Annotated in this window: 16 protein-coding genes; 1 reads left to right on the top strand and 15 read right to left on the bottom strand. The window is 73.4% G+C overall.

Annotation, left to right across the window (positions count from 1 at the left end; genetic code table 11):
• Nucleotides 1-35: 35 nt before the first annotated feature.
• A complete protein-coding gene (locus tag ACF1AG_RS08255; RefSeq protein WP_359599365.1) occupies nucleotides 36-707 on the top strand; it encodes a phosphatase PAP2 family protein in 672 nt (223 codons plus the stop codon).
• Nucleotides 708-731: 24 nt separating this feature from the next.
• Here the strand turns inward: ACF1AG_RS08255 and ACF1AG_RS08250 are convergent, their stop codons facing one another.
• The 15 genes from ACF1AG_RS08250 to ACF1AG_RS08180 are packed head-to-tail and all read right to left on the bottom strand — an operon-like array spanning nucleotide 732 to nucleotide 19,295.
• Nucleotides 732-2,057, bottom strand: coding sequence for a glutamate-1-semialdehyde 2,1-aminomutase (locus ACF1AG_RS08250; RefSeq protein ID WP_359599364.1), 1,326 nt, complete (start codon nucleotides 2,055-2,057; stop codon nucleotides 732-734).
• A complete protein-coding gene (rfbC, locus tag ACF1AG_RS08245; RefSeq protein ID WP_359599362.1) occupies nucleotides 2,054-2,614 on the bottom strand; it encodes a dTDP-4-dehydrorhamnose 3,5-epimerase in 561 nt (186 codons plus the stop codon). Before rfbC ends, ACF1AG_RS08250 begins: the two co-directional genes overlap by 4 nt.
• Complete coding sequence (locus ACF1AG_RS08240; RefSeq protein ID WP_391809532.1) at nucleotides 2,611-3,816, bottom strand: polysaccharide pyruvyl transferase family protein; 1,206 nt, start codon at nucleotides 3,814-3,816, stop codon at nucleotides 2,611-2,613. The genes rfbC and ACF1AG_RS08240 overlap by 4 nt, the downstream gene beginning before the upstream one ends.
• 11 nt (nucleotides 3,817-3,827) lie before the next feature.
• Nucleotides 3,828-4,775, bottom strand: coding sequence for a glycosyltransferase family 2 protein (locus tag ACF1AG_RS08235; protein ID WP_391809500.1), 948 nt, complete (start codon nucleotides 4,773-4,775; stop codon nucleotides 3,828-3,830).
• A gap of 7 nt (nucleotides 4,776-4,782) precedes the next feature.
• Complete coding sequence (locus ACF1AG_RS08230; protein ID WP_391809499.1) at nucleotides 4,783-6,075, bottom strand: hypothetical protein; 1,293 nt, start codon at nucleotides 6,073-6,075, stop codon at nucleotides 4,783-4,785.
• Nucleotides 6,076-6,080: 5 nt separating this feature from the next.
• Nucleotides 6,081-7,364 carry a DUF4910 domain-containing protein gene (locus ACF1AG_RS08225; RefSeq protein WP_391809498.1) on the bottom strand — a complete coding sequence of 428 codons (1,284 nt, stop codon included), beginning with the start codon at nucleotides 7,362-7,364 and terminating at the stop codon, nucleotides 6,081-6,083.
• Nucleotides 7,352-8,377, bottom strand: a complete 1,026-nt coding sequence (locus ACF1AG_RS08220) for an NAD-dependent epimerase/dehydratase family protein (protein ID WP_391809497.1) — start codon at nucleotides 8,375-8,377, stop codon at nucleotides 7,352-7,354. Before ACF1AG_RS08220 ends, ACF1AG_RS08225 begins: the two co-directional genes overlap by 13 nt.
• A gap of 4 nt (nucleotides 8,378-8,381) precedes the next feature.
• On the bottom strand, nucleotides 8,382-9,029 hold the full coding sequence (locus ACF1AG_RS08215) for a PIG-L deacetylase family protein (protein ID WP_391809496.1): 648 nt from the start codon (nucleotides 9,027-9,029) through the stop codon (nucleotides 8,382-8,384).
• On the bottom strand, nucleotides 9,026-9,826 hold the full coding sequence (locus ACF1AG_RS08210) for a glucose-1-phosphate cytidylyltransferase (protein WP_359599352.1): 801 nt from the start codon (nucleotides 9,824-9,826) through the stop codon (nucleotides 9,026-9,028). Before ACF1AG_RS08210 ends, ACF1AG_RS08215 begins: the two co-directional genes overlap by 4 nt.
• Nucleotides 9,823-11,058 (bottom strand): class I SAM-dependent methyltransferase, encoded by a 1,236-nt coding sequence (locus ACF1AG_RS08205; RefSeq protein WP_359599351.1) that lies wholly within the window; start codon nucleotides 11,056-11,058, stop codon nucleotides 9,823-9,825. Before ACF1AG_RS08205 ends, ACF1AG_RS08210 begins: the two co-directional genes overlap by 4 nt.
• On the bottom strand, nucleotides 11,055-12,320 hold the full coding sequence (locus ACF1AG_RS08200) for a glycosyltransferase (protein ID WP_359599350.1): 1,266 nt from the start codon (nucleotides 12,318-12,320) through the stop codon (nucleotides 11,055-11,057). The genes ACF1AG_RS08205 and ACF1AG_RS08200 overlap by 4 nt, the downstream gene beginning before the upstream one ends.
• On the bottom strand, nucleotides 12,321-13,574 hold the full coding sequence (locus ACF1AG_RS08195) for an O-antigen ligase domain-containing protein (RefSeq protein ID WP_387795632.1): 1,254 nt from the start codon (nucleotides 13,572-13,574) through the stop codon (nucleotides 12,321-12,323).
• A complete protein-coding gene (locus tag ACF1AG_RS08190) occupies nucleotides 13,567-15,147 on the bottom strand; it encodes a right-handed parallel beta-helix repeat-containing protein (RefSeq protein WP_359599348.1) in 1,581 nt (526 codons plus the stop codon). Before ACF1AG_RS08190 ends, ACF1AG_RS08195 begins: the two co-directional genes overlap by 8 nt.
• 9 nt (nucleotides 15,148-15,156) lie before the next feature.
• A complete protein-coding gene (locus ACF1AG_RS08185; RefSeq protein WP_359599347.1) occupies nucleotides 15,157-17,100 on the bottom strand; it encodes an alginate lyase family protein in 1,944 nt (647 codons plus the stop codon).
• Nucleotides 17,097-19,295, bottom strand: coding sequence for a bi-domain-containing oxidoreductase (locus ACF1AG_RS08180; RefSeq protein WP_359599346.1), 2,199 nt, complete (start codon nucleotides 19,293-19,295; stop codon nucleotides 17,097-17,099). Before ACF1AG_RS08180 ends, ACF1AG_RS08185 begins: the two co-directional genes overlap by 4 nt.
• Nucleotides 19,296-19,303 lie beyond the last annotated feature (8 nt).

The raw sequence follows: 19,303 nt of genomic DNA, 5'->3' as shown, positions 1-19,303 counted from the left end.
CTGACGAGGGACGTTTCACGGGGGTGGGCGGCACGGTGACGGTGACGGACGGCAGGGCGGTCGTGCCGCCGGTGGTTCCGGCGGCGCTCAGCGGACGGCTCGCGGCCGTGGCCGCGCTGGCCGCGCTGGTGGTCCTCGTGCTCGGCATGCGTTACGCCGGTGACGCCGGTCCCGGCCGGACGGACGCCCGGATCGGCGAGGCGGCGTACGGGGTCGGCGCCCCGTGGTGGCACATCGCCTCCGCGACGGACTTCCTCGGCGATCCCGCGGGCGCCCTGCTTCTGCTCGTGACCGGAGTGACGGGCTGCCTGCTGCTGCGGTGGCAGCGCGCTGCCGTGCTGCTCGTCGCCGGCAGCGGTGCCGCCGTCGGCATGACGAAACTGCTGAAGCCGCTGGCCGCCCGCACCATCAACGGCGACGACAACCTCGCCTTCCCGAGCGGCCACACCGCCTTCCTCACCGCGTTCGCCCTCACCGTCGCGCTGCTCGCGACGGGCCGGCTCGGCCTCGGGCCCGCGGCCGGGACGGCGCTCGTACTGGGCGCCGCCTCGGCCGCCGGAGCCGCCATGGGATGGGCGCAGGTCGCCACCGGAGCGCACTACCCGACCGATACCGTCGGCGGCTGGGGCACCGCGCTCGCGGTGGTGCCGGTGGTGGCGTGGGCGGTCGACCGGACGGCCGACGCCCTCCGCCACCGGACCGGCTGACGGGACCTCGCACGACCCGGCGCCTCACACCCTCCGCCGGAACACCGGCCGCACCGGCCGTCCCCCCAGCCACGGCGTCGGATCGCCGGCGTCCAGCGCCTTGCGGTACACCGCGCACGCCTGGCCGACCACGTCCACCGTGCGGTCGATGTCGGCCTCCTCCAGCGCGCTGCTCACCACGAACGACGGGGCCAGCACGCCGCCCGTCAGCAGGCGCCGCAGGAACAGCGTCCGGTACTCCTGCGACGGCCGCCCCCGCGCGTCCAGCGTCGCGAAGACCAGGTTGCTGGCGCGACCCCGGACCACGACATGGTCGGCGACGCCCATCGCGGCCGCCGCGTCCCGGACGCCCGCGGCCAGCCGCTCGCCGAGCGCGTGCAGCCGGGCGGTGACGCCCTCCTCGACGTAGGTCGTCTGCACGGCCATCGCCGCCGCCAGGGCGTGCGTCTCCGCGCCGTGCGTGGTGGACAGCAGGAACACCCGGTCGCCGTCGTGCCGCAGTCCGCCCCACTCCATCAGCTCGCGGCGCCCGGCCAGCGCGGACACCGCGAAGCCGTTGCCCAGCGCCTTGCCGAAGGTGGAGAGGTCCGGAGTCACCCCGTACAGGCCCTGCGCGCCCGCCTCCGACCAGCGGAAGCCGGTGATCATCTCGTCGAAGACCAGAACGCTGCCGTGGCGGTGCGCGAGGTCACGCAGCCCTTCGAGGTAACCCGGCGGCGGCTCGGCCTGGGTGGCCGGCTCCAGGATCAGGCAGGCGATCTCGTCCGGGTACCGGTCGAACAGCGCCTCCACGGCGGCGAGATCGCCGTAGGGGAACGTCACCGTCAGGTCCGTGGTGTCCGACGGGATGCCCGCCGACATGGGCGTGGTGCCGATGAACCAGTCGTCCACCGAGAAGAACGGGTGGTCCGCGCAGAGCGCCACCCGCGCGCGCCCGGTGACGGCGCGCGCGAGCCGCACCGCCGCCGTCGTCGCGTCGGAGCCGTTCTTCGCGAACTTCACCATCTCGGCGGTGGGCACCGTCGCGAGGAACCGCTCCGCCGCTTCCGCCTCCACCACCGACGGGCGCACGAAGTTGCTGCCCCGGTCCAGCTCCCGCCGCACCGCCTCCAGCACCCGCGGATGGGCGTGCCCGAGGCTCACCGAGCGCAGCCCCGAGCCGTACTCGACGTACTCGTTGCCGTCGACGTCCCACACGTGCGCGCCGCGGCCGTGGTCGATGACCGGGGCCAGGTCATGCGGGTACTGGTCGTCGCCCTTGGCGTACGTGTGCGACCCGCCCGGAACCGCCGCGTGCAGCCGCTCGTTCACCGCCCGCGACCGGGACAGGCTCAACTCCTCGCCGCTCATGGCACCTTCACCTCCAGCGTTCTCAGCACCTCGGCCAGCCCAGGCGCCTTGCGGTCGCGTTCGGACGCCACCGTGACCGGCAGCGGCCAGGGGACGGCCAGTCCGGGGTCGTCGAAGGCGATCGTCACGTCCTCCGAGGGGTCGTGCTCGCGGTCGATCCGGTACGACGTGTCGGCGGTCTCCGTCAGCGCCTGGAAGCCGTGCGCGCAGCCCGCCGGCACGTACAGCGTGGCCTGCGTGTCGCCGGACAGCTCGAACGTGGCCCGGCGCAGATATGTCGGCGAGCCGGGGCGCAGGTCCACCACCACGTCGAAGATCCGGCCGTAGGAGCAGCGCACCAGCTTGGCCTCGCCCTTCCCGGACCGCAGATGCATGCCGCGCACCACGCCCCGCACCGAACGGGACAGGCTGTCCTGGACGAAGGCGTCCGGGTCGATGCCCACGGAACGCGCCAGGTCCGCGTCGAACGTGCGGCAGAAGAAGCCTCGTTCATCGGTGAACGGAGTCGGCTCGAACAGAAATGCCCCGGCGATCGCCGGGACCTCGGTCACCTTCATGGGGTCTCCTGTCGTGCAGGGTCGGGTGCGGCGCCGGACGCCGGTAAGAGCGCGTTCAGCGCCTCGAACTGCCGGCGGACCCGCCCGGCCGGCACCGGGCTGCCCTCGGCGAGGGTCCGCCTGACCTCCGCCCGGTTCCGCTCCAGCTCGCGGAACTGCTCCAGCAGCCGGCCGGCGTCGATGTCCCGCGCCGGGTGGCAGTGCTCGCCCAGCCCCATGTCGGCCATCAGCCGGTCGCTCTTCGACGCGTAGCTGACGGCCAGCGCAGGGGTGCCGACCTTCAGCGCGCACACCAGGTTGTGGTAGCGGGTCGCCACCACCGTGTCCGCGACCGCCATCTCCTTCATCAGATCGCCCAGCGACGCCGTCGCGGCGGCGGTGACCAGCGGCGAGTCGACCGCCTCGAGGATCGCCTCGGTCACCGGCCGGTCCACGTCGTCGCCGGTGAGCAGCCGCACCGGCCTGCCCTCCGCGGCCAGCGCGCGCACGAACCGCGTCATGCCGTCCAGGTAGCGGCGGCGCAGTTCGTCCGCCCTGTCCCGCTCGTCGTTGCTGCCGCCGAAGTCCATGACGCCCACGCACACCGGTCCGGGCGGCCCCGAGGAGTCGCCGGGCGGGGGAGTCGGCAGGGCGAACACCAGGTCCGCGTACACCTCGTCGTGCCGGGTGTCCACGCCCATCGCCCGTATCGCGTCCCGCGACAGCGTGTCCCGGTAGGACCGGTAGGCGGCCAGCCGCGCCGCCCACCGGGTCAGCGCCCGCACCGGCCGGCTGCCGGTCTCGGACGCCCCGACCCCGACCAGCGCGACCGGCGTGCCCAGCAACCGGCCCGCCGCGCACACCAGGAACAGCGAGTACGGCATGCCCCACGGCCGCAGCGGCAGCGTGCTCTCCAGGATGCCGGTGCCGGGGACGAGCACCACGTCGTGCCGGCGCACCCAGGCCGCGATGCGGAAGGCGTCCACCAGCTTGCCCACGCCCTTGCCCACGACGTCGTCCGGGCGCGCCGCGGTGCGGTACTCGCCGCGGAACCAGTGGAGCCGTGCCGCGGGTATGCCGTACCGGGCCGTCACGGTCTCGGGGCCGCCGCACAGGGCGTCCACCGCCGCGTCCGGACGAGCCGCGCGCAGATGGTCCAGCACCGCCACCAGCGAGCCGTCGTTGCCGACGTTCCCGGAGCCGAACAGACCGAAGAGGCCCACTCGCGGAGACGTCACGCGGCACCCCTCTCGCGGCCGGCGACCAGGGCGTCGACGGAGATGTCCAGCGCGGCCGGGTCCACCGGGGCCCGGTCCTCGACCCGCTCCCCGGCGCCCGGGCGGACCCTGCTGGTCGCCCACGAGGCCAGATGCCGGTAGCAGGCGCGCCGGTCGGCGGGGGACAGCGGCGCCCGTTTCACCGCCGAGACGAATCCCCACACGTACTCGGCGAGGAGGCGGGGCGTCGGGTGCAGCGGTCCCGCGCGGCGTGGGTCCAGGTTGACGCAGCGGGCGCGCTTGGAGGGGTTGGCCCGCTCGGCGCGGGTGGGGTGGTCGCGTCGGAAGTACAGCAGCTCCGGCACCTGGTGGAAGCGGCCGTGCAGGGTGATCTCGGCGACGAACGTGCGGTCCGCGTGGTGGTAGCTGTCGTGCGGTCTGACCCGGCGCAGCACGTCGGCGCGCATCACGCCGTAGAAGTCGTCGCCGCCGGGCTCGAACAGCAGGCTGCGGAACCGCTCCGGGGCGTGCGGCGAGGAGGTGTTCAGTGTGTACGCGTACGGCACCTTGACCTTGCCGTCCTCGTCGATGACGGCCTGGTCGCTGTGGGCGAGGATCACGTCCGGGTGCTCGTCCAGCGCCTCCACGCAGCGCTTCAGCAGGTCACGGGCGTACAGGTCGTCGTGCGAGGCCCACTTGAACAGCTCGCCGCGGCACTGGGTGAAGACGTAGTTGTGGTTCGGCGCGGCGCCGATGTTCCGGGACAGCCGGATGTACCGGATCCGGGAGTCCTGCTCGGCGTAGCGGCGGCAGACGTCCTCGGTCCCGTCGGTCGACGCGTTGTCGGTGATGACCAACTCGAAGTCCTCGTACGTCTGGCCGAGCAGGGCCTCCAGCGACTCGGCGAGGTACTCCTCGCCGTTGTACACGGGTAGGCCGATGCTCAGCCGGGGTTGCGCGGTCATGACGTCCTCACTTCACGGATGAGAGATCTCGGTGGTGCTCGCGCAGGGCGATCCTCAGATGCAGCCACCACGCGGCCGAACCGCACACGGACGCGACGGCCGCGCCCCAGGCCGAGCCGACGGTGCCGCCGAGGGCCGCACCGCCGATACCGAGGCCCACGTAGCACACGGAGGCGAAGATCTGGCACCGGAGACTGAGCCGGGCCGCGCCGAGCGCGCGCAGCCCGGCGGCTGCTCCGGTACCGACACCGGCCCCCGCGACACTGAGGGTGGCCGGAACGATGAGCTCCTTGGCGGCGGGCCAGACGTCGCCGAGAACCAGGTCCCCCGCCCGGTCCGGCAGCAGCAGCAGCACGCCGCCCCACAGCAGGGCGGCGACCGCCTGGCCGCCGCCCAGGAACAGACAGAACCGGCCGAGCCGGTGCGGGGCCTGCCGCAGCATCCGCGCCGCCTCGGCCACGGTGACCAGCGTCAGGCCCATCAGCACCGCCAGGAACGGGCCCTGCAGCAGTTCGGCGCCCCGGACGACGCCGACCGCGCCGACGCCGACGATGGCGCCGAGCCCGTACGCGCGGAGCTGGCCCGCGCCGCTCACGCAGGTGTTCTCGACCAGGTAGCGGTAGCCGAGGTCACGGTGGTCGCGGATCCACACCCGGGCCCCGGTGAGCCGCGGCCGGATGCCGGACTGCGCCCAGCCGTACACCCCCGCCACCGCGGCCGAGCCGCCCCAGGCGAGCACGAACGCGGGCACCGTGCCCGCCTGCGCCGCCACGACCATGGCGGGGATCAGCGCCACGCCCCACACCACGTCGTTGACGAACGCCTTCCGGCCGACGCCGGCCGCGAAGAACGAGTACCGCCACGCGTCCTGGAGCAGCAGCCCGGGCAGCACCACGCCCAGGCAGGCGAACGCGGCGCCCACGCTGCCGCCGAGCAGCGGCCAGAAGGCCACGCACAGCGCGCCGATGACCGCGCCGACGCCCAGCGAGGTGCCCGTGGAGCGGGACACCGCCTGCCGCCAGGACGCCTCGGACACTCCGCTGAACCGCACCACGAGCGGGTCGGTGGCCAGGCCTCGGGAGACGCTGAGCACCACGCCGTAGGTCACCCAGGCCAGGCTGAACACGCCGAACGCGGTCAGCCCCAGGGAGCGAGCCACGTACACGCCCACGGCGAAGTTGGACAGGCTGGAGGCCGCCTGGTCGGCCAGTCCCCACGACAGCCGCCCCGCGACGGCCCGCGTCACGGTGCGGGCCGGCCGCTCCGGCGCCGTCGTCGTCCTGTCCTCCTCGGCGGCCATCGGCCTCACGCCTTGACCAGCCCGGCGCCGTGCAGGGCGTCGGCCGCCGCGACGACGGTGTCGAACGGAAGACCGGCCCGCTCCGCCACGTCCAGCAGAGCGTGCTCGCCGTCGGAGAGGCTGAGCACCCACAGCATCGCCATCTGGGCCTCCTGCGCGTCGCTGCGGCCGCCGAGCGCCCCGTAGAGCCCGCGCCGCCCCAACTGCGGCTCCCCGTAAGGGCTGAGGTTGACGTACCGCCGGTTGCGGTCGAGCACGGCGAACACCTCCCGGCAGACGGCGAGGGTGTCCTCCATCGCCTCCGGCGTCACGAAGTCCAGGTCGTCCGCCGAGGTGTGGTACTCCGGGTAGCCGGCGTACGGGGTCCGGCTGAGCGACCCGACCCCGAGGTCGAAGCCCGGCGAGCAGAACTGCCGCTCGTCGTAGCCGTACGGGGTGAACTCCCTTATCTCGTGCGGGCGTCCTGAGGTCTCCAGCACGTACCGCGTCACCCGGTCGATCTCCGCGTACCCGCGCCTGCTGCGCTTGTAGGTCAGCGAGCCGCGGTCGCCCGCGCAGGCCAGCACCAGCCCGTGCTTCACCCGCTCCACCCGGCCGGCGTTGCGGGCCAGCCAGGTGATCGCCCCGATGGTGCCGGGCGCGAACAGGAACCGGTACGTGTGGTACGGCGTGGCCTCGGCCAGCGACCGGGCGAGGAACGTGGCCACCGCGATGCCGGCCAGGTTGTCGTTGGCCAGCGACGGGTGGCACACGTGACTGGAGACGATCACCTCGTCGGGCACCTGACCCGGCACCACGTGCTCGGCGTAGGTGAGGTGCCCGTCCGCGAGGGTGGAGTCGATCCGCACCTCGTACTCGCCGTCCGGCAGCGCGTCCAGGGTCTCCTGCGCGAGACAGAAGCCCCAGTCGGGCTTGTAGTAACTGGTGCGGTACGGAACCCACGTGGGGTGCTCGGGCAGGGTGTGCAGATGCGCGCGCAGCTCGGACAGGGGCATCCGCGCAGACACGGGAACGCTGTACCCGAGCACGTGCAGGCTGGAGTCGGCGAGGTCGACGACCCGCCGCCCGGACGGGTCGGCGATCCACGCCTCCCGGACGTTCCACTCCTGCGGAACCGTCCAGTCCAGCACCTGCGTGCCGGTGGGCACCTCGTGCACCTCCAGCGGCAGGTGCTCCCCGACGATGTCCAGGGTGGCGCGCACCCCGTCCCCGGTGATGCTCCGGCAGAGCGGATACATCCGCTCCACCAGGGCGTGCATCTCCTCGCCCGGCGTGGTCACGACCGCCACCGCAGGGTGTCGTCGACCGTGCCCGCGTCGGACGCGGCGCGCAGCACGGCGAGCCGGGTGAACCGCTGCTCGAACGCCTCCCGGGTCAGCCGGTGCGTCCGGTAGGCGTCGGCGAGTTCCAGCGCGCCCCGCTTCACGGTCCATTCGCAGTCGAAGCCGGGGATCGCCTGACGGAACCGGGAGAAGTCCACCCGGTACGAGCGCGGGTCGGCGCCCGTCTCCCCGGTGATGACCACCTTGGAGCCGTCCACCGCGTCCGCGACCTGCTGGGCGATCTCCGCCACCGTGACGTTGTTGACCTCGCTGCCGATGTTGAACGCCCGGTCGTGCACCGCCTCCCGCGGCGCCTCCAGCGCGGCCGTGAACGCACGGGCGATGTCCGCGGCGTGCACCAGCGGACGCCACGGCGTGCCGTCGGACAGCACCAGCACCTCACCGGACAGCAGGGCGTGCCCGACGAGGTTGTTCAGCACGATGTCGGCGCGCAGCCGCGGCGAGTACCCGAAGGCGGTCGCGTTGCGCATGTAGACCGGGCTGAAGTCGCCGTCGGCCAGTTCGTGCAGGTCGTCCTCCACCCGCACCTTGGACTCGGCGTACGGCGTCACCGGGCGCAGCGGGGCGTCCTCGGCCACCAGTTCGCCGCCGCCCGCCGCGCCGTAGACCGAGCAGGTCGAGGCGTACAGGAAGCGCCGCACCCCCGCGTCACGGGCCAGCTTCGCCAGCCGCACGGACGCGCGGTGGTTGATGTCGTAGGTGAGTTCCGGCGCCAGCGCCCCCAGCGGGTCGTTGGACAGGGCGGCCAGGTGGATCACGGCGTCCACCCCGGCCACATGGCCGGCCGTGACGTCCCGGAGGTCCACCCGCGTCCCCGGAGGGTCCGCGGGCTTCGGCCCCAGCACGCAGTCGGCGAACAGGCCGGCGTCCAGCCCGACGACCTCGTGTCCGGCGGCCGTGAGCACCGGGGCCATCACGGTGCCCAGATAGCCCTGGTGTCCGGTGAGCAGTACGCGCAAGGTTTCAACCCCCCAGGTCGACAGTGAGTTTGGTGACGGCGAACGCCTCGGCGTAGCGCGCGTTGCTTTCGATGCCCCGGATCCGGGCCAGCCCCAGGAAGGCCTCCCGGTCGTACCAGGGCCGGTGCCGCTGCGAGGGGTAGTGCTCCTGCAGCAGCCGCACCTTGTCCTCGGCCGTCTCCGGCGCCAGCGGCTGGTACACCACCGGGCGGCCCAGGTCCCCGTCCCACTTGACGATCTCGTAGCCCAGCACGAGATGGTCGCGGAACGCGGTGGTCATCAGCTTCGCCAGACCGCGGTGGTCCTGGTGCGCGTCCTCGGTGCGCGGCGCGAGCACCAGGTCGGGCTCGGTGCGGGCGCGCAGCTCCTCGACCGCGGCCTTCGCCTCCGCCCAGTGCGCGGGCAGCCGGCCGTCGGGCAGCTTGTCCACGGTCAGCCTGAGGTCGGCGCCCGGGCAGAACGCGGCGAGCGCCTCCGCCTCCTCCTGCTCACGCTCCGTGCCGGCGCCGGACAGCACCAGCGCGTCGACCCTGAGGCCCGGGTGGGCCCGGCACAGGGTCAGCAGGGTGCCGCCGGCGCCGATGGCGATGTCGTCGCAGTGCGCGCCCACCGCGACGACCCGCTCCAGACGCCCGGTTCCCAGCCGGATCACGCGCTCACCCCCGTCCCCGTACGCTCCCGCTCCCACACGGCCCACGGCCGGTCCCCCCGGGCGTAGGCCTCGTCCAGCGCCGTGCGCTCCTTCACGGTGTCGGTCGGCTGCCAGAAGCCGCGGTGCTGATGCGCAACGAGCCTTCCCCGCTTGGCCAGTTGGGCACACCCGTCGGCGACGAGATCTCCGTTCTCGGGGATGTGGTCGAAGATCTCCCGGCGCAGCACGAAGTAGCCGCCGTTCTCCCACAGCGGCAGCTCGCTCACCGGGGTGATGCCGCCCACCAGGCCGTCCTGGCCCAGCTCCACGCAGTGGAACGACGACTGCGGCGGCACCACCATCATCGAGGCGCCCGCGTCCCGGCGGGAGAACCGGTCGATCATCTCCGGCAGCGGGGCGTCGGTGAGCACGTCCGCGTAGTTGGCGAGGAACATCTCGTCGCCGTCCAGGTGGTCCCGCACCCGGCGCAGCCGCTCCCCGATGGGCGATTCGATGCCGGTCTGCGCGAACGTGATGGTCCAGTCCGCGATGTCGGTGGACAGCAGCTCGGTGCGGCCGCCGCGCAGCACGAAGTCGTTGGAGACGGTCTCCTCGTAGTTGAGGAAGAAGTTCTTGATGTGGTGGGCGCCGTAGCCCAGGCACAGGATGAACTCCTTGTGCCCGAAGTGCGCGTAGTAGCGCATCACGTGCCAGATCAGCGGGCGCGGTCCGACCATCGCCATGGGCTTGGGGATGTCGTCGTTCGCCCCGGCGCGCATGCGCATCCCGTAACCGCCGCAGAACAGTACGACCTTCATCGCTCGACCTCGACAATGCTCAGTTCCGGGATGGGGAAGACCAGCCGGCCGCCCCACTCGTGCACGTACGCCAGCTGCTCGACCAGCTCGGCGCGCAGGTTCCAGGGCAGCACCAGCACGTAGTCCGGCCGGTCGGCGGCGATGCGCTCCGGCGGCAGGATCGGGACGCGCGTGCCCGGGGTGTACCGGCCGTGCTTGTACGGGTTGCGGTCCACCGTGTACGGCAGCAGGTCGGGCCGGATCCCGCAGTGGTTGAGCAGCGTGTTGCCCTTGCCGGGGGCGCCGTACCCGACGACCGTCCTCCCTTCCTCGGCCGCCTCGACCAGGAACCGCAGCAGGTCCCGGCGCACCTTCGCCACCCGGGCGGAGAACTCGGTGTACCCGGACAGCTCCTGCAGCCCGGCGGCCTTCTCCCGGGCCAGCACGTCCGCAACCCGCCGGCTGGGCTCCCCGGCCGCCTCCTCGGGCCGCGCCCACAGCCGCAGCGAACCGCCGTGCGTGGGCAGCAGCTCCACGTCCACCAGCGTCAGCCCGCCGCTCGCCAGCGCCCGGATCGCGGACGCGACCGTGTAGTACTGGAAGTGCTCGTGGTAGATCGTGTCGTACTGGTTCTCCTCGATGAGGGTCAGCAGGTGCTGCACCTCGATCGACACCCAGCCGTCGTCCGCGACCAGCGCCCGCAGCCCTTTGGTGAAGCCGATGACGTCCGGGATGTGCGCGTACACGTTGTTGGCGACCACCAGGTCGGCCGGCCCGTGCTCGGCGCGCACCGCCGCGCCCGTCCCGGGGCTGAGGAACGCGGTGTGCGTGGGCACGCCCGCCTCCCGCGCCGCCGCGCCGACGTTCACCGACGGCTCGACGCCCAGGCAGCGCACGCCCCGCTCCACCACGTGCCGCAGCAGGTAGCCGTCGTTGCTCGCCACCTCCACCACGAAGGAGTCCTCGCCCAGGCCCAGCCGCGCCGCCGCGTCCTCGACGAATTCCCGCGCGTGCTCGACCCAGGAGGAGGAGTACGACGAGAAGTACGCGTACTCGCTGAACGTCTCCTCCGGCGTGATCAGCGGCGGGATCTGCGCCAGCCAGCAGTCCGTGCACACCCTCAGGTGCAGCGGGTACGTCGGCTCCGGCGCGTCCAGTTGCTCCGCGGCGAGAAAGCTCTCGCACGGCGGGGTCGCCCCCAGGTCGACGACGCTCTCCAGCGCCGTCGAACCGCACAGTCGGCAACGTGTCATCTGCTTCCCCCATCCCGCTCGCGCAGGTCCCCCCGGCGCGAGCCCGTGTGCGTGTCCCCTCGTGACGGGTCCGCCCCGCCGTGTCCCGCGATCGCCGCGCGGTACCCCTCCTCCAGGCGCGCCAGCCCCACCTCGGGGCTGAAGCCCCGCTCGTACCGGAGCCGGGCCGCCCGGCCCATCTCCCGGTTGCCGTCGCCGTCCGCGGTGACCCGGCGCAGCGCGGACGCCAGCGACGCGGCGTCGTCCGGCCGGTGCAGCAGCCCGGTCACCCCGTCCTCGACCAGCTCGGTGAAGGCGCCGTGCCCGGCGGCGACGGCCGGCACCCCCGCCGCCATCGCCTCCACGACCACCAGCCCGAAGGCCTCCTTCCAGGTCGACGGGGCCACCACGGCCACCGCCCCCGCGACGGCCTCACGGCACCGCACCCGGTCGTACAGGCCGACGTAGCGCACGTCGTCCCGGCCCGCCGCCCAGGCCGCCACCTCCGCCTCCAGCGGGCCCGTGCCGGCGATCACCAGCGGCACGCCCACCCCACCGGCGGCGGCGAGCGCCTCCCACGCGGCCATCAGCAGCCGCACGCCCTTCACCTCCGCGAGCCGCCCCAGGTACAGCAGGTGCTCGCCCCGGCCGGTGCGCCGCACGGGCGTTTCCGGCACGAAGTTGTGCTTCACCACGAGCCGTCCGGCCGGCATCCCCGCGCCCACCAGCACCTCACGCTGCGCCGCCGAGATGCAGAAGAACCGCTCCACGCCCGACCACCAGCGCCGCCGGTTCACCGACAGGCTCACCGCCAGCGGCACCGTCGCCAGCCGGGAGTCGCGGTAGCAGCCGTGCCGGACGGCGGGAAGGGGCGCCCGGCCCACGCACGCCGTGCACGGCGAGCCGTCCCGGTGCAAGGTCCCCGGAGGGCACACCTGCGTGTAGTTGTGCAGCGTGGCGACGGCCGGCACCCCCGCGTCCGCGCAGGCGGCGATCACCGCGGGCGACAGCAGCGGGAAGACGTTGTGGACGTGCACCACGTCCGGCCGCTCGGCGCGCAGCCCCTCCGCCAGCCGGGTGCGCACCGCCGGGTTCCAGGGCACCAGCAGCGGGATCGCCGCCTTGGCGGGCAGCGAGCGGGCGGCGATGTCGTCACTGCGCCGCTCGAACACCCCGACCCGGTGGCCGGCCTCCCGCAGCAGCGCCACCTCCTGGTCGACGACCTTGTTCTCCCCGCTCGGCTGCGCCGACGCGTAGCGGTTGTGCACCACCATGACGTGCATTCACGCCACCTCCTTGCCGCGGACCGGCCGCGCGACGGGCCGCCGGACGGGTTCCGGCGGCGGCGGTCCGGCCGCGGTCGCCGGCCGGGCGGCGGGCGACACCAGCAGCGAGGCCGCCACCGCCAGGTGCAGCAGGTACGGCGAGGCGTCGCCCAGACCCGCCTCGGTGTACGAGGCGAGCCCGCAGTAGGTGATCAGGAACAGCGCGCAGGCCCGGGCCAGCGACGGGGGCCGCAGCAGCGCCACCGTGCCCAGCACCAGCACGAACCCCGCCACCAGCGCCACGCCCAGCAGCCCCTGCTCGTGGTAGACGGCGAGCCAGCTGTTGTCGATGGGCAGCCCCCCGAACGACTTGTCGCCGAGCCCCACCCCGAACAGCTGCTCCGAGCCCGACCGGGGCGCGTCCAGCAGCGCCTCCCACACCTTGGCGCGGCCGGTGAGGGTGGTGAAGTTCTCCTCGGTCTGCCCGCGCAGGAACCACGCCTGGAGCAGCGACCCGAACGCGACGGCGGCCACCGCGGCGCACGCGAGCGCCCAGCCGAACCAGCGGCGGGCGGCGGCGCTGGTCAGCACCATCGAGCCGATCGCCACCACCAGACCGGCGAGCAGCCCGATCGTCGCCGTCCGGGTGTGCGTGAGGGCGAGCAGCGCCAGCGACGGCACGATCACCAGCGCGGCGCTCCGCCGGTCGGTGCGGCGGCCCAGCACCAGCAGCACGGCGAGCCCGACGACCACCGCCGCGTACTGTCCGATCTGCGGCGGCGTCAGCGGCCACAGCGCGCCCACCAGCCGGCCGCCGTAGAGGTCGGGCAGGGCGGCGCCCGGCGACAGCAGCAGGCCGGCGGCGACCGAGCACAGCACCAGGAAGTACCAGCGGATGTGGTACCGCACGAACGCGGTGGAGCCGTCCCACCAGCGGGAGAGCAGCCACAGCGTGGCCACGAACACCGCGAACCGCCCGCACCGGAACAGCGCCCCGAACCCGGCGCTCAGGTCCACGCTGGAGATCAGGCTCGGCACCAGCAGCAGGCTGAGCAGCAGCAGGAACGCGCTGGAACGCACCCGCAGCCGCAGGTTCATGGCCAGCGCCAGCGCGAACGCGGCGACCAGGGCACCCATCGTGACCATCTGGATCAGCGACCGCGGCAGCGGCACGATCGTCTCCGCGCCCGTGGAGCCGAGGGTGTTGAGGACCAGCAGCCCCCACACGACCCCGACCGTCCTCGGCGTGTGCTCCACCCGCACGTCAACCACCGTCCCCGCCGCGGTAGGTGCTCCCCGCGTCCTGCCGGTACGGCGCGCCCTGCCACTCCCGGAAGCCCAGCTCGCCGCTCGGGTCGTGCGCGACGAACGTCCACGACCCCTCGTAGACGTTGTTCCGCCAGCGGTTGTGCTGCTTCAGCGTGACGGCGTCGGCCACCTTCTCGCCCATGTACGGCGACCACTCCGGATAGGTGCCGTAGTTGGCGAGCACCGCCATCCGGTCGCACATGGACGTGCAGTCCACCGCCGACCTGTCCAGCAGGAACCGGTTGTGGTGGACGTCCACCCGCTGGGTCCGCCACCGGCAGTCCGTGTAGAGCGGCGCCTTGGCGATGCCCGGCCGCGCGCAGCGGTCGATGTCCTCGACGAGCAGGGTGCAGTCGGCCGAGGACGTGTTGGCGGGGCTGTTGCAGAACCGGTCGGCGTTCTCCCACAGGGTGATGGCGTTCCAGTTGTCCTCGAAGAGGTTCCCGGAGATCTCCAGCTCGTCGGTGCGGGCCTTCACGCGGGGCTCGCCGCCGGACTCCGAGATGTAGACGGTGGCGAACGGGAAGGTGTCGCCGCGCTCCGCGGACCGCCTGCCCTCCACCCAGTTGTTCCGCCGGATGGTGTTGTCCCTGATCACCGCGTTGTAACTGGTCTCGTACATCAGGGCGGCGCCCTGGTTGTCCTCCAGGACGTTGCCCTCGATCAGGAAGTCGTTGTTGTTGGTGTCCGCCCACAGGCCGGTGCCGCGGTTGCCGTGCACCCAGTTGCCGCGCACGTCCGCGCCGTCGACGGCCCAGAACTTCACACCGCCGGTGCAGCCGCAGCCGGGCCGCTTCGTCTCCCAGTCGTGCCGGTTGTTGTTGGTGATCTCGTTGCCCTCCAGCACGAGATCGCGCAACGGACCCGACCCCTTGTACGCGTTCATGCCGTACTGGCCGTTGCCGCGCAGACAGTTGTACCGGACCCGCTGCCCGGACCCGGCCATGAGTGCGGCGCCGGAGTTGAACTGGATCCGGGAGTGCTCGATCACCCAGCCGTCGGCCGAGTCGTGGTTGACCACGCCCTCGTCGTGCGGCGCGACGAAGCCCTGCACGGTCAGGTGCCGGAGGGTGACGTCGGGCGCGCCGCCGCCGAAGGCGTACTGGTTGATCCTCCGGCCGTCGAGCACCGCGCCGGGCGCGCCGAGGTAGGTGTTGCCCTTCTTGGGCTCCACCTGTGCGTACCGGTCGTCGGCGAGACGGTGCCTGCCGGGCCGCAGCCAGAACGTGGTGCCGGCCGGGTTGGCGTTCGTCTTCGCGGAGAGGTCGCCGGGCACCGAGGGGTCCACGGTCACCGCGCCGGACGGGGCCTTCGCCGGTCCCGGCTTCGGCTTCTCGCACACCCGGGCCACGGTCCCGGGCGCCCCGCCGGCGTCCTCCGGCTGGGTGCGGGCGTCCGCCCGGGACCGCCCGTCCGGCTTCGACGCCGGGTCGGGTTCGCTCTCGCAGCCGGCCGTAGCCACCAGCGCGAACGCCAGCCCCGCCGCCGACACCCAGCGCGGCCACCGGCGCACGCCTCCTCCTCCACGCGGACCCATCGCAGCCCCCTAGCCGTCGAACCCGAGAACGGTGGTGAACTCGGCCGTCCCGTCGACGGATCCGCTGCCGACCAGCGTGGTGCTCGGCACCTTGCGCCCGAACCCGGGGGAGTACCAGCCGAGCGGCGGTCCGCTCTCGCCCCGGTGCGCGCGCCAGGTGAGCCCGGCCGGCAGGTCCAGCACGGCCGAGCGGTCCTCGCCGTCCCGCGTCCAGGTGAGCCGCGCCCGGCTCCCCTCCAGCTCGGCCGTGACGTCCGGGCCGAGGTGGAACGCCAGACGCACCTCCCGGCGGTCGCCGCTCACCGTGTCGACCACCCGCACCTCGCGCCTCGCGTACGTCACCTCCACCTGCCGCCGGTGGAGCAGCGGACGGTAACCGTCGTGCTCGGCGCACCAGCGCGCCGCCTTCTCCCCGTCGGCGTCCACCGTCAGGACCCGCGTCGCGGCATGCCGCGTCCACAGGAAAGGACCGCCCGACACCGACTGGTCCCGGCCGCCCGCCTCGAGCGTGTTGTGGCCCAGCGTGGAGCGGAAGTAGCTCCGCCACACGGGCTGACCGTGGTAGCAGTAGGTGCCCGGGTCGGCCAGCACGTCGACCCCGTCGTGCCGCACCTCCACGGACAGCGCGTCCGCGTGGGCGTGCGCGGCGATCGACAGGAAGCCGTGCGGCCCGCCGTCGCAGCGGCACCAGATCCCGCCGGGTCCCCGCAGCACCGTCAGCCCCGCGTCCGCGAAGTGCGCCGGCCGGCTCTCCGGACGCGCCACGCCCTCGCCGTACGGCTCGGTCAGCGAGGCCAGCAGCGGGGTGCGGACGTCGGCGCCGGGCACCTCCGGCCACCAGCCGAGCCGGCCGAACACCGCCTCGCCCGTGGCCAGCAGGGACCCCCACCGGTCGGTGTCCGGGCCGTCGAGCACCAGCCCGTGCCCGTCGTCCGCGTCGCCCTGCCGGGGCGGGCGCAGCCGGTCGTCGACGACGGCCGCGAGCGCGTCCGTCATCCGCAGCAGCACCAGCCGTGTCGTCGCGGGCACGGTCATGCCCGCGGCGTCCGCCTCGGCCAGCGCGGCCAGGCCCAGCTCCAGCACCAGCCCGTGGTACTCGCTCGCCAGCTCCCGGTTGATCCCGGACAGGAAGGTGTTGGCGCGCAGATGCCGGTCCAGGTCGCGCAGCGCGTCCGCCCGCCACCTCGGCGAGTACGGGAACCAGCCGAACGCACAGGACGCGGCGAGCTGCCCGGCCGCCTCGGCGACCGCGTGGTTGTTCGCCGACGAGCCCCGGCTGGGGAACGCGGCCAGCCAGCCCTGGTGGTGCCAGATCTGGTCCAGCGCGACCGGGTTCTCCTCGAACAGCGCGGGCGCGCCCGCCCAGCCGTCCAGCAGCCGCCGGATCCACACCCACGACAGCAGCCGGATGCCCAGCTCGATGCCGCTGACCCAGTGCGCGCCCCGCAGCGGCGGGTTGGCCTCCCACCACGACCGCAGATGCGCGGCCACCCGCTCCGCGTACCGGTCGTTCCCGGTCAGCGCGTACGCGGCGGCCAGCACGGTCAGGTACTGGTGCCGGGACGGCTCCCAGATCTGCTTGATGTCGCCGACCGTCTCCTCGTCCCGGTACGGCACGTCGAAGGCGTGCTCCAGCGGGGCGCGGCGCCCGGTCTTCGGGTCGGACCGCCAGTCCGGGTCCGTCATGTCCTCGCGGACCACCCCGAAGAACTCGGCGCGCCCCGCCATCAGCCGGTCCGCCTCGGCGACCAGACGCTTCACCGCGTCCGGGTCCACCGCGGCGATCGCGCCCTCGGGCAGGACGGCCGTGAACCGGACGCCCGTGACCGGAGGCCGCTCGGGCAGCCCCGAACGCCAGCGCCGCCGGCGCACCGCGTCGGCCGCCCGGCCGGCGGCCTCCTGCGGCCCCATCCGGGACAGCCGCCGCAGGTACCAGCCCGCGCTCATGCTCATCGCGCCCCCGCCAGGGTGACCGGGACACCGCTCGCCAGGGCCGTGCGCACGGCGAGTGTGGCCGTGGTGGTGGCGGCCAGCGACTCCAGCGGCACCGGCATCGGCCCGCCGGTCCGCACCGCCTTCACGAACGCCGCCAGCTCCGCGTTCTGCCCCTTGTCGCGGGCCTTCGGCAGCCGCGAGCCGACCCGCTGCCGGCGCCGCCCGTCGTACACGGCGGCCCGCGTGAAGTCGTCCAGCCGCAGCACCTTGCCGTCCGCGACGAGGTCCAGCGTCTCCTTCGGGAAGGACGAAGGACCGGAGGTGACGTAGCTGATCGTCGCCGTGGACCCGTCCGGGTAGCCCAGCACGATCTGCAGGTCCTCGTTGCCGGCCGGGGCGGCCGCGTACACCGACACCGGGTCGGCGTCCAGCAGCCAGCTCGCGGTGTCGACGAAGTGCCCGCCCTCCCCGGCGAACCGGGACCCCTCGGTGTCCTGCCGCAGGTACCAGCTGCCGTGGTCGAGACGGCCCGCGTTGACCAGGTAACGCAGGCTCGCCGGGCCGGTGCGGGAGCCGAACAGCTCCCGGGCGTCCCGCAGCAGCGGGGCGAACCGGCGGTTGAAGCCCACCTGGATCCGGTCGTTGCCGGACTCCTCCACCGCCGCCAGCACTCCGGCCAGCTCCTCCTCGGTGAGCGCCAGCGGCTTCTCCACGAACACCGCCTTGCCCGCCAGCAGCGCCCGCCGCGTCAGCTCGGCGTGCGAGCTGTGCCGGGTCACCACGAACACCGCGTCCACGGCCGGGTCGCCCAGCACCGCGTCCAGATCGGTGGTGGCCTTCCCGAAGCCGAACTTCCGCCGGGCGTTGGCCGCGGACAGCGCAGTGGTGGTGACGACCGTGGACAGCTCCACGCCGTCGCGTCCCGTCAGATGCGGCAGCAGCATCGACGACGCGTAGTTCCCCGCCCCCACGAACGCCAGCCGCACGGGACCGGACCGCCGCTCGGGCGCCGTCCGGCCGGACGGCCGCGACACCTCGGGCACCTTGGGAACCGTCACCTCCGGCGCCTCGACGGCGAGCGCGTCCCCGGCCGACGCGTACCGGAACAGCACGGCCACCGCCTTGACTTCGCCCTCCTCGAGCCGCCGGTACGTCTCCACGGCGTCCTCGAAGTCCGCGACCTGCGACACCAGCGGCTCCACGTCCACGCTTCCCCGCGCGATCAGGTCGAGGAAGCACCCCAGGTTGCGGCGCTCGGTCCAGCGGACGTAGCCGATCGGGTAGTCACGGCCCTGGAGTTCGTACTCCGGGTCGTAGCGCCCTGGCCCGTAGCTGCGGGAGAAGCGGACGTCGAGTTCCTTCTCGTAGTACGCGTTCCACGGCAGGTCGAGCCGGCACTTGCCGATGTCGATCACCCGGCCGCGGTCCCGGCACAGCCGCGCGGCCAGCTCCACCGGCTGGTTGCTGCTCCCGCCGGCCGCCAGATACACCTGGTCCACGCCCATGCCGCCGGTGAGTTCGGCGACCGCGCTCTCCACGCTCGCCGAACCCGGGTCGCCGCACGCCGCCGCGCCCAGCCGCTCGGCCAGCTCGCAGCGCGCCGGGTCGGGGTCCACGCCGACCACCCGCACCCCGGAGGCGTTCAGCAGCTGCACCACCAGCTGCCCGATCAGCCCGAGACCGATGACCAGCGCCACCTCCCCGAGCCGCGACTCGCCCTGCCGCACGCCCTGCAACGCGATCGACCCGACCGTGCCGAACGCCGCGTGCCGCGGCGCGACCCCGTCCGGGACGGGGACGTACAGGTTCTTCGGCACCCAGTTCAGCTCGGCGTGCAGCGCGTGCTCGTTGCCCGCGCACGCCACGACATCGCCGACCTTGACGTCGTCGATCCCCTCACCGACCTGCTCGACCACCCCGCACAGCGAATACCCGAGCGGCGTGTACGAGTCGAGCTTGCCCATCACCTTGCGGTACGTCGCCGGCACCCCGTTGGCGGCGACGCTCTGCACGACCTTCGCCACCTGGTCCGGCCGCGACCGCGCCTTGCCCAGCATCGACATGCCGGCCTCGGACACCTTCATCATCTCGGTGCCGGTGGAGATCAGCGAGAAGGTGCTGCGCACCAGCACCCCGCCCGGCTTGCAGCCCGGCGCCGGCACGTCGAGCAGCGCCAGCTCGCCGCTCTTGTAGTTCTGCACTACCTGTTTCACGGAGTTCC

The sequence above is a fragment of the Streptomyces sp. NPDC014764 genome, from assembly GCF_043082785.1.
Taxonomy (GTDB): domain Bacteria; phylum Actinomycetota; class Actinomycetes; order Streptomycetales; family Streptomycetaceae; genus Streptomyces; species Streptomyces althioticus.
This window is presented reverse-complemented; position numbering and strand designations above follow the sequence as displayed.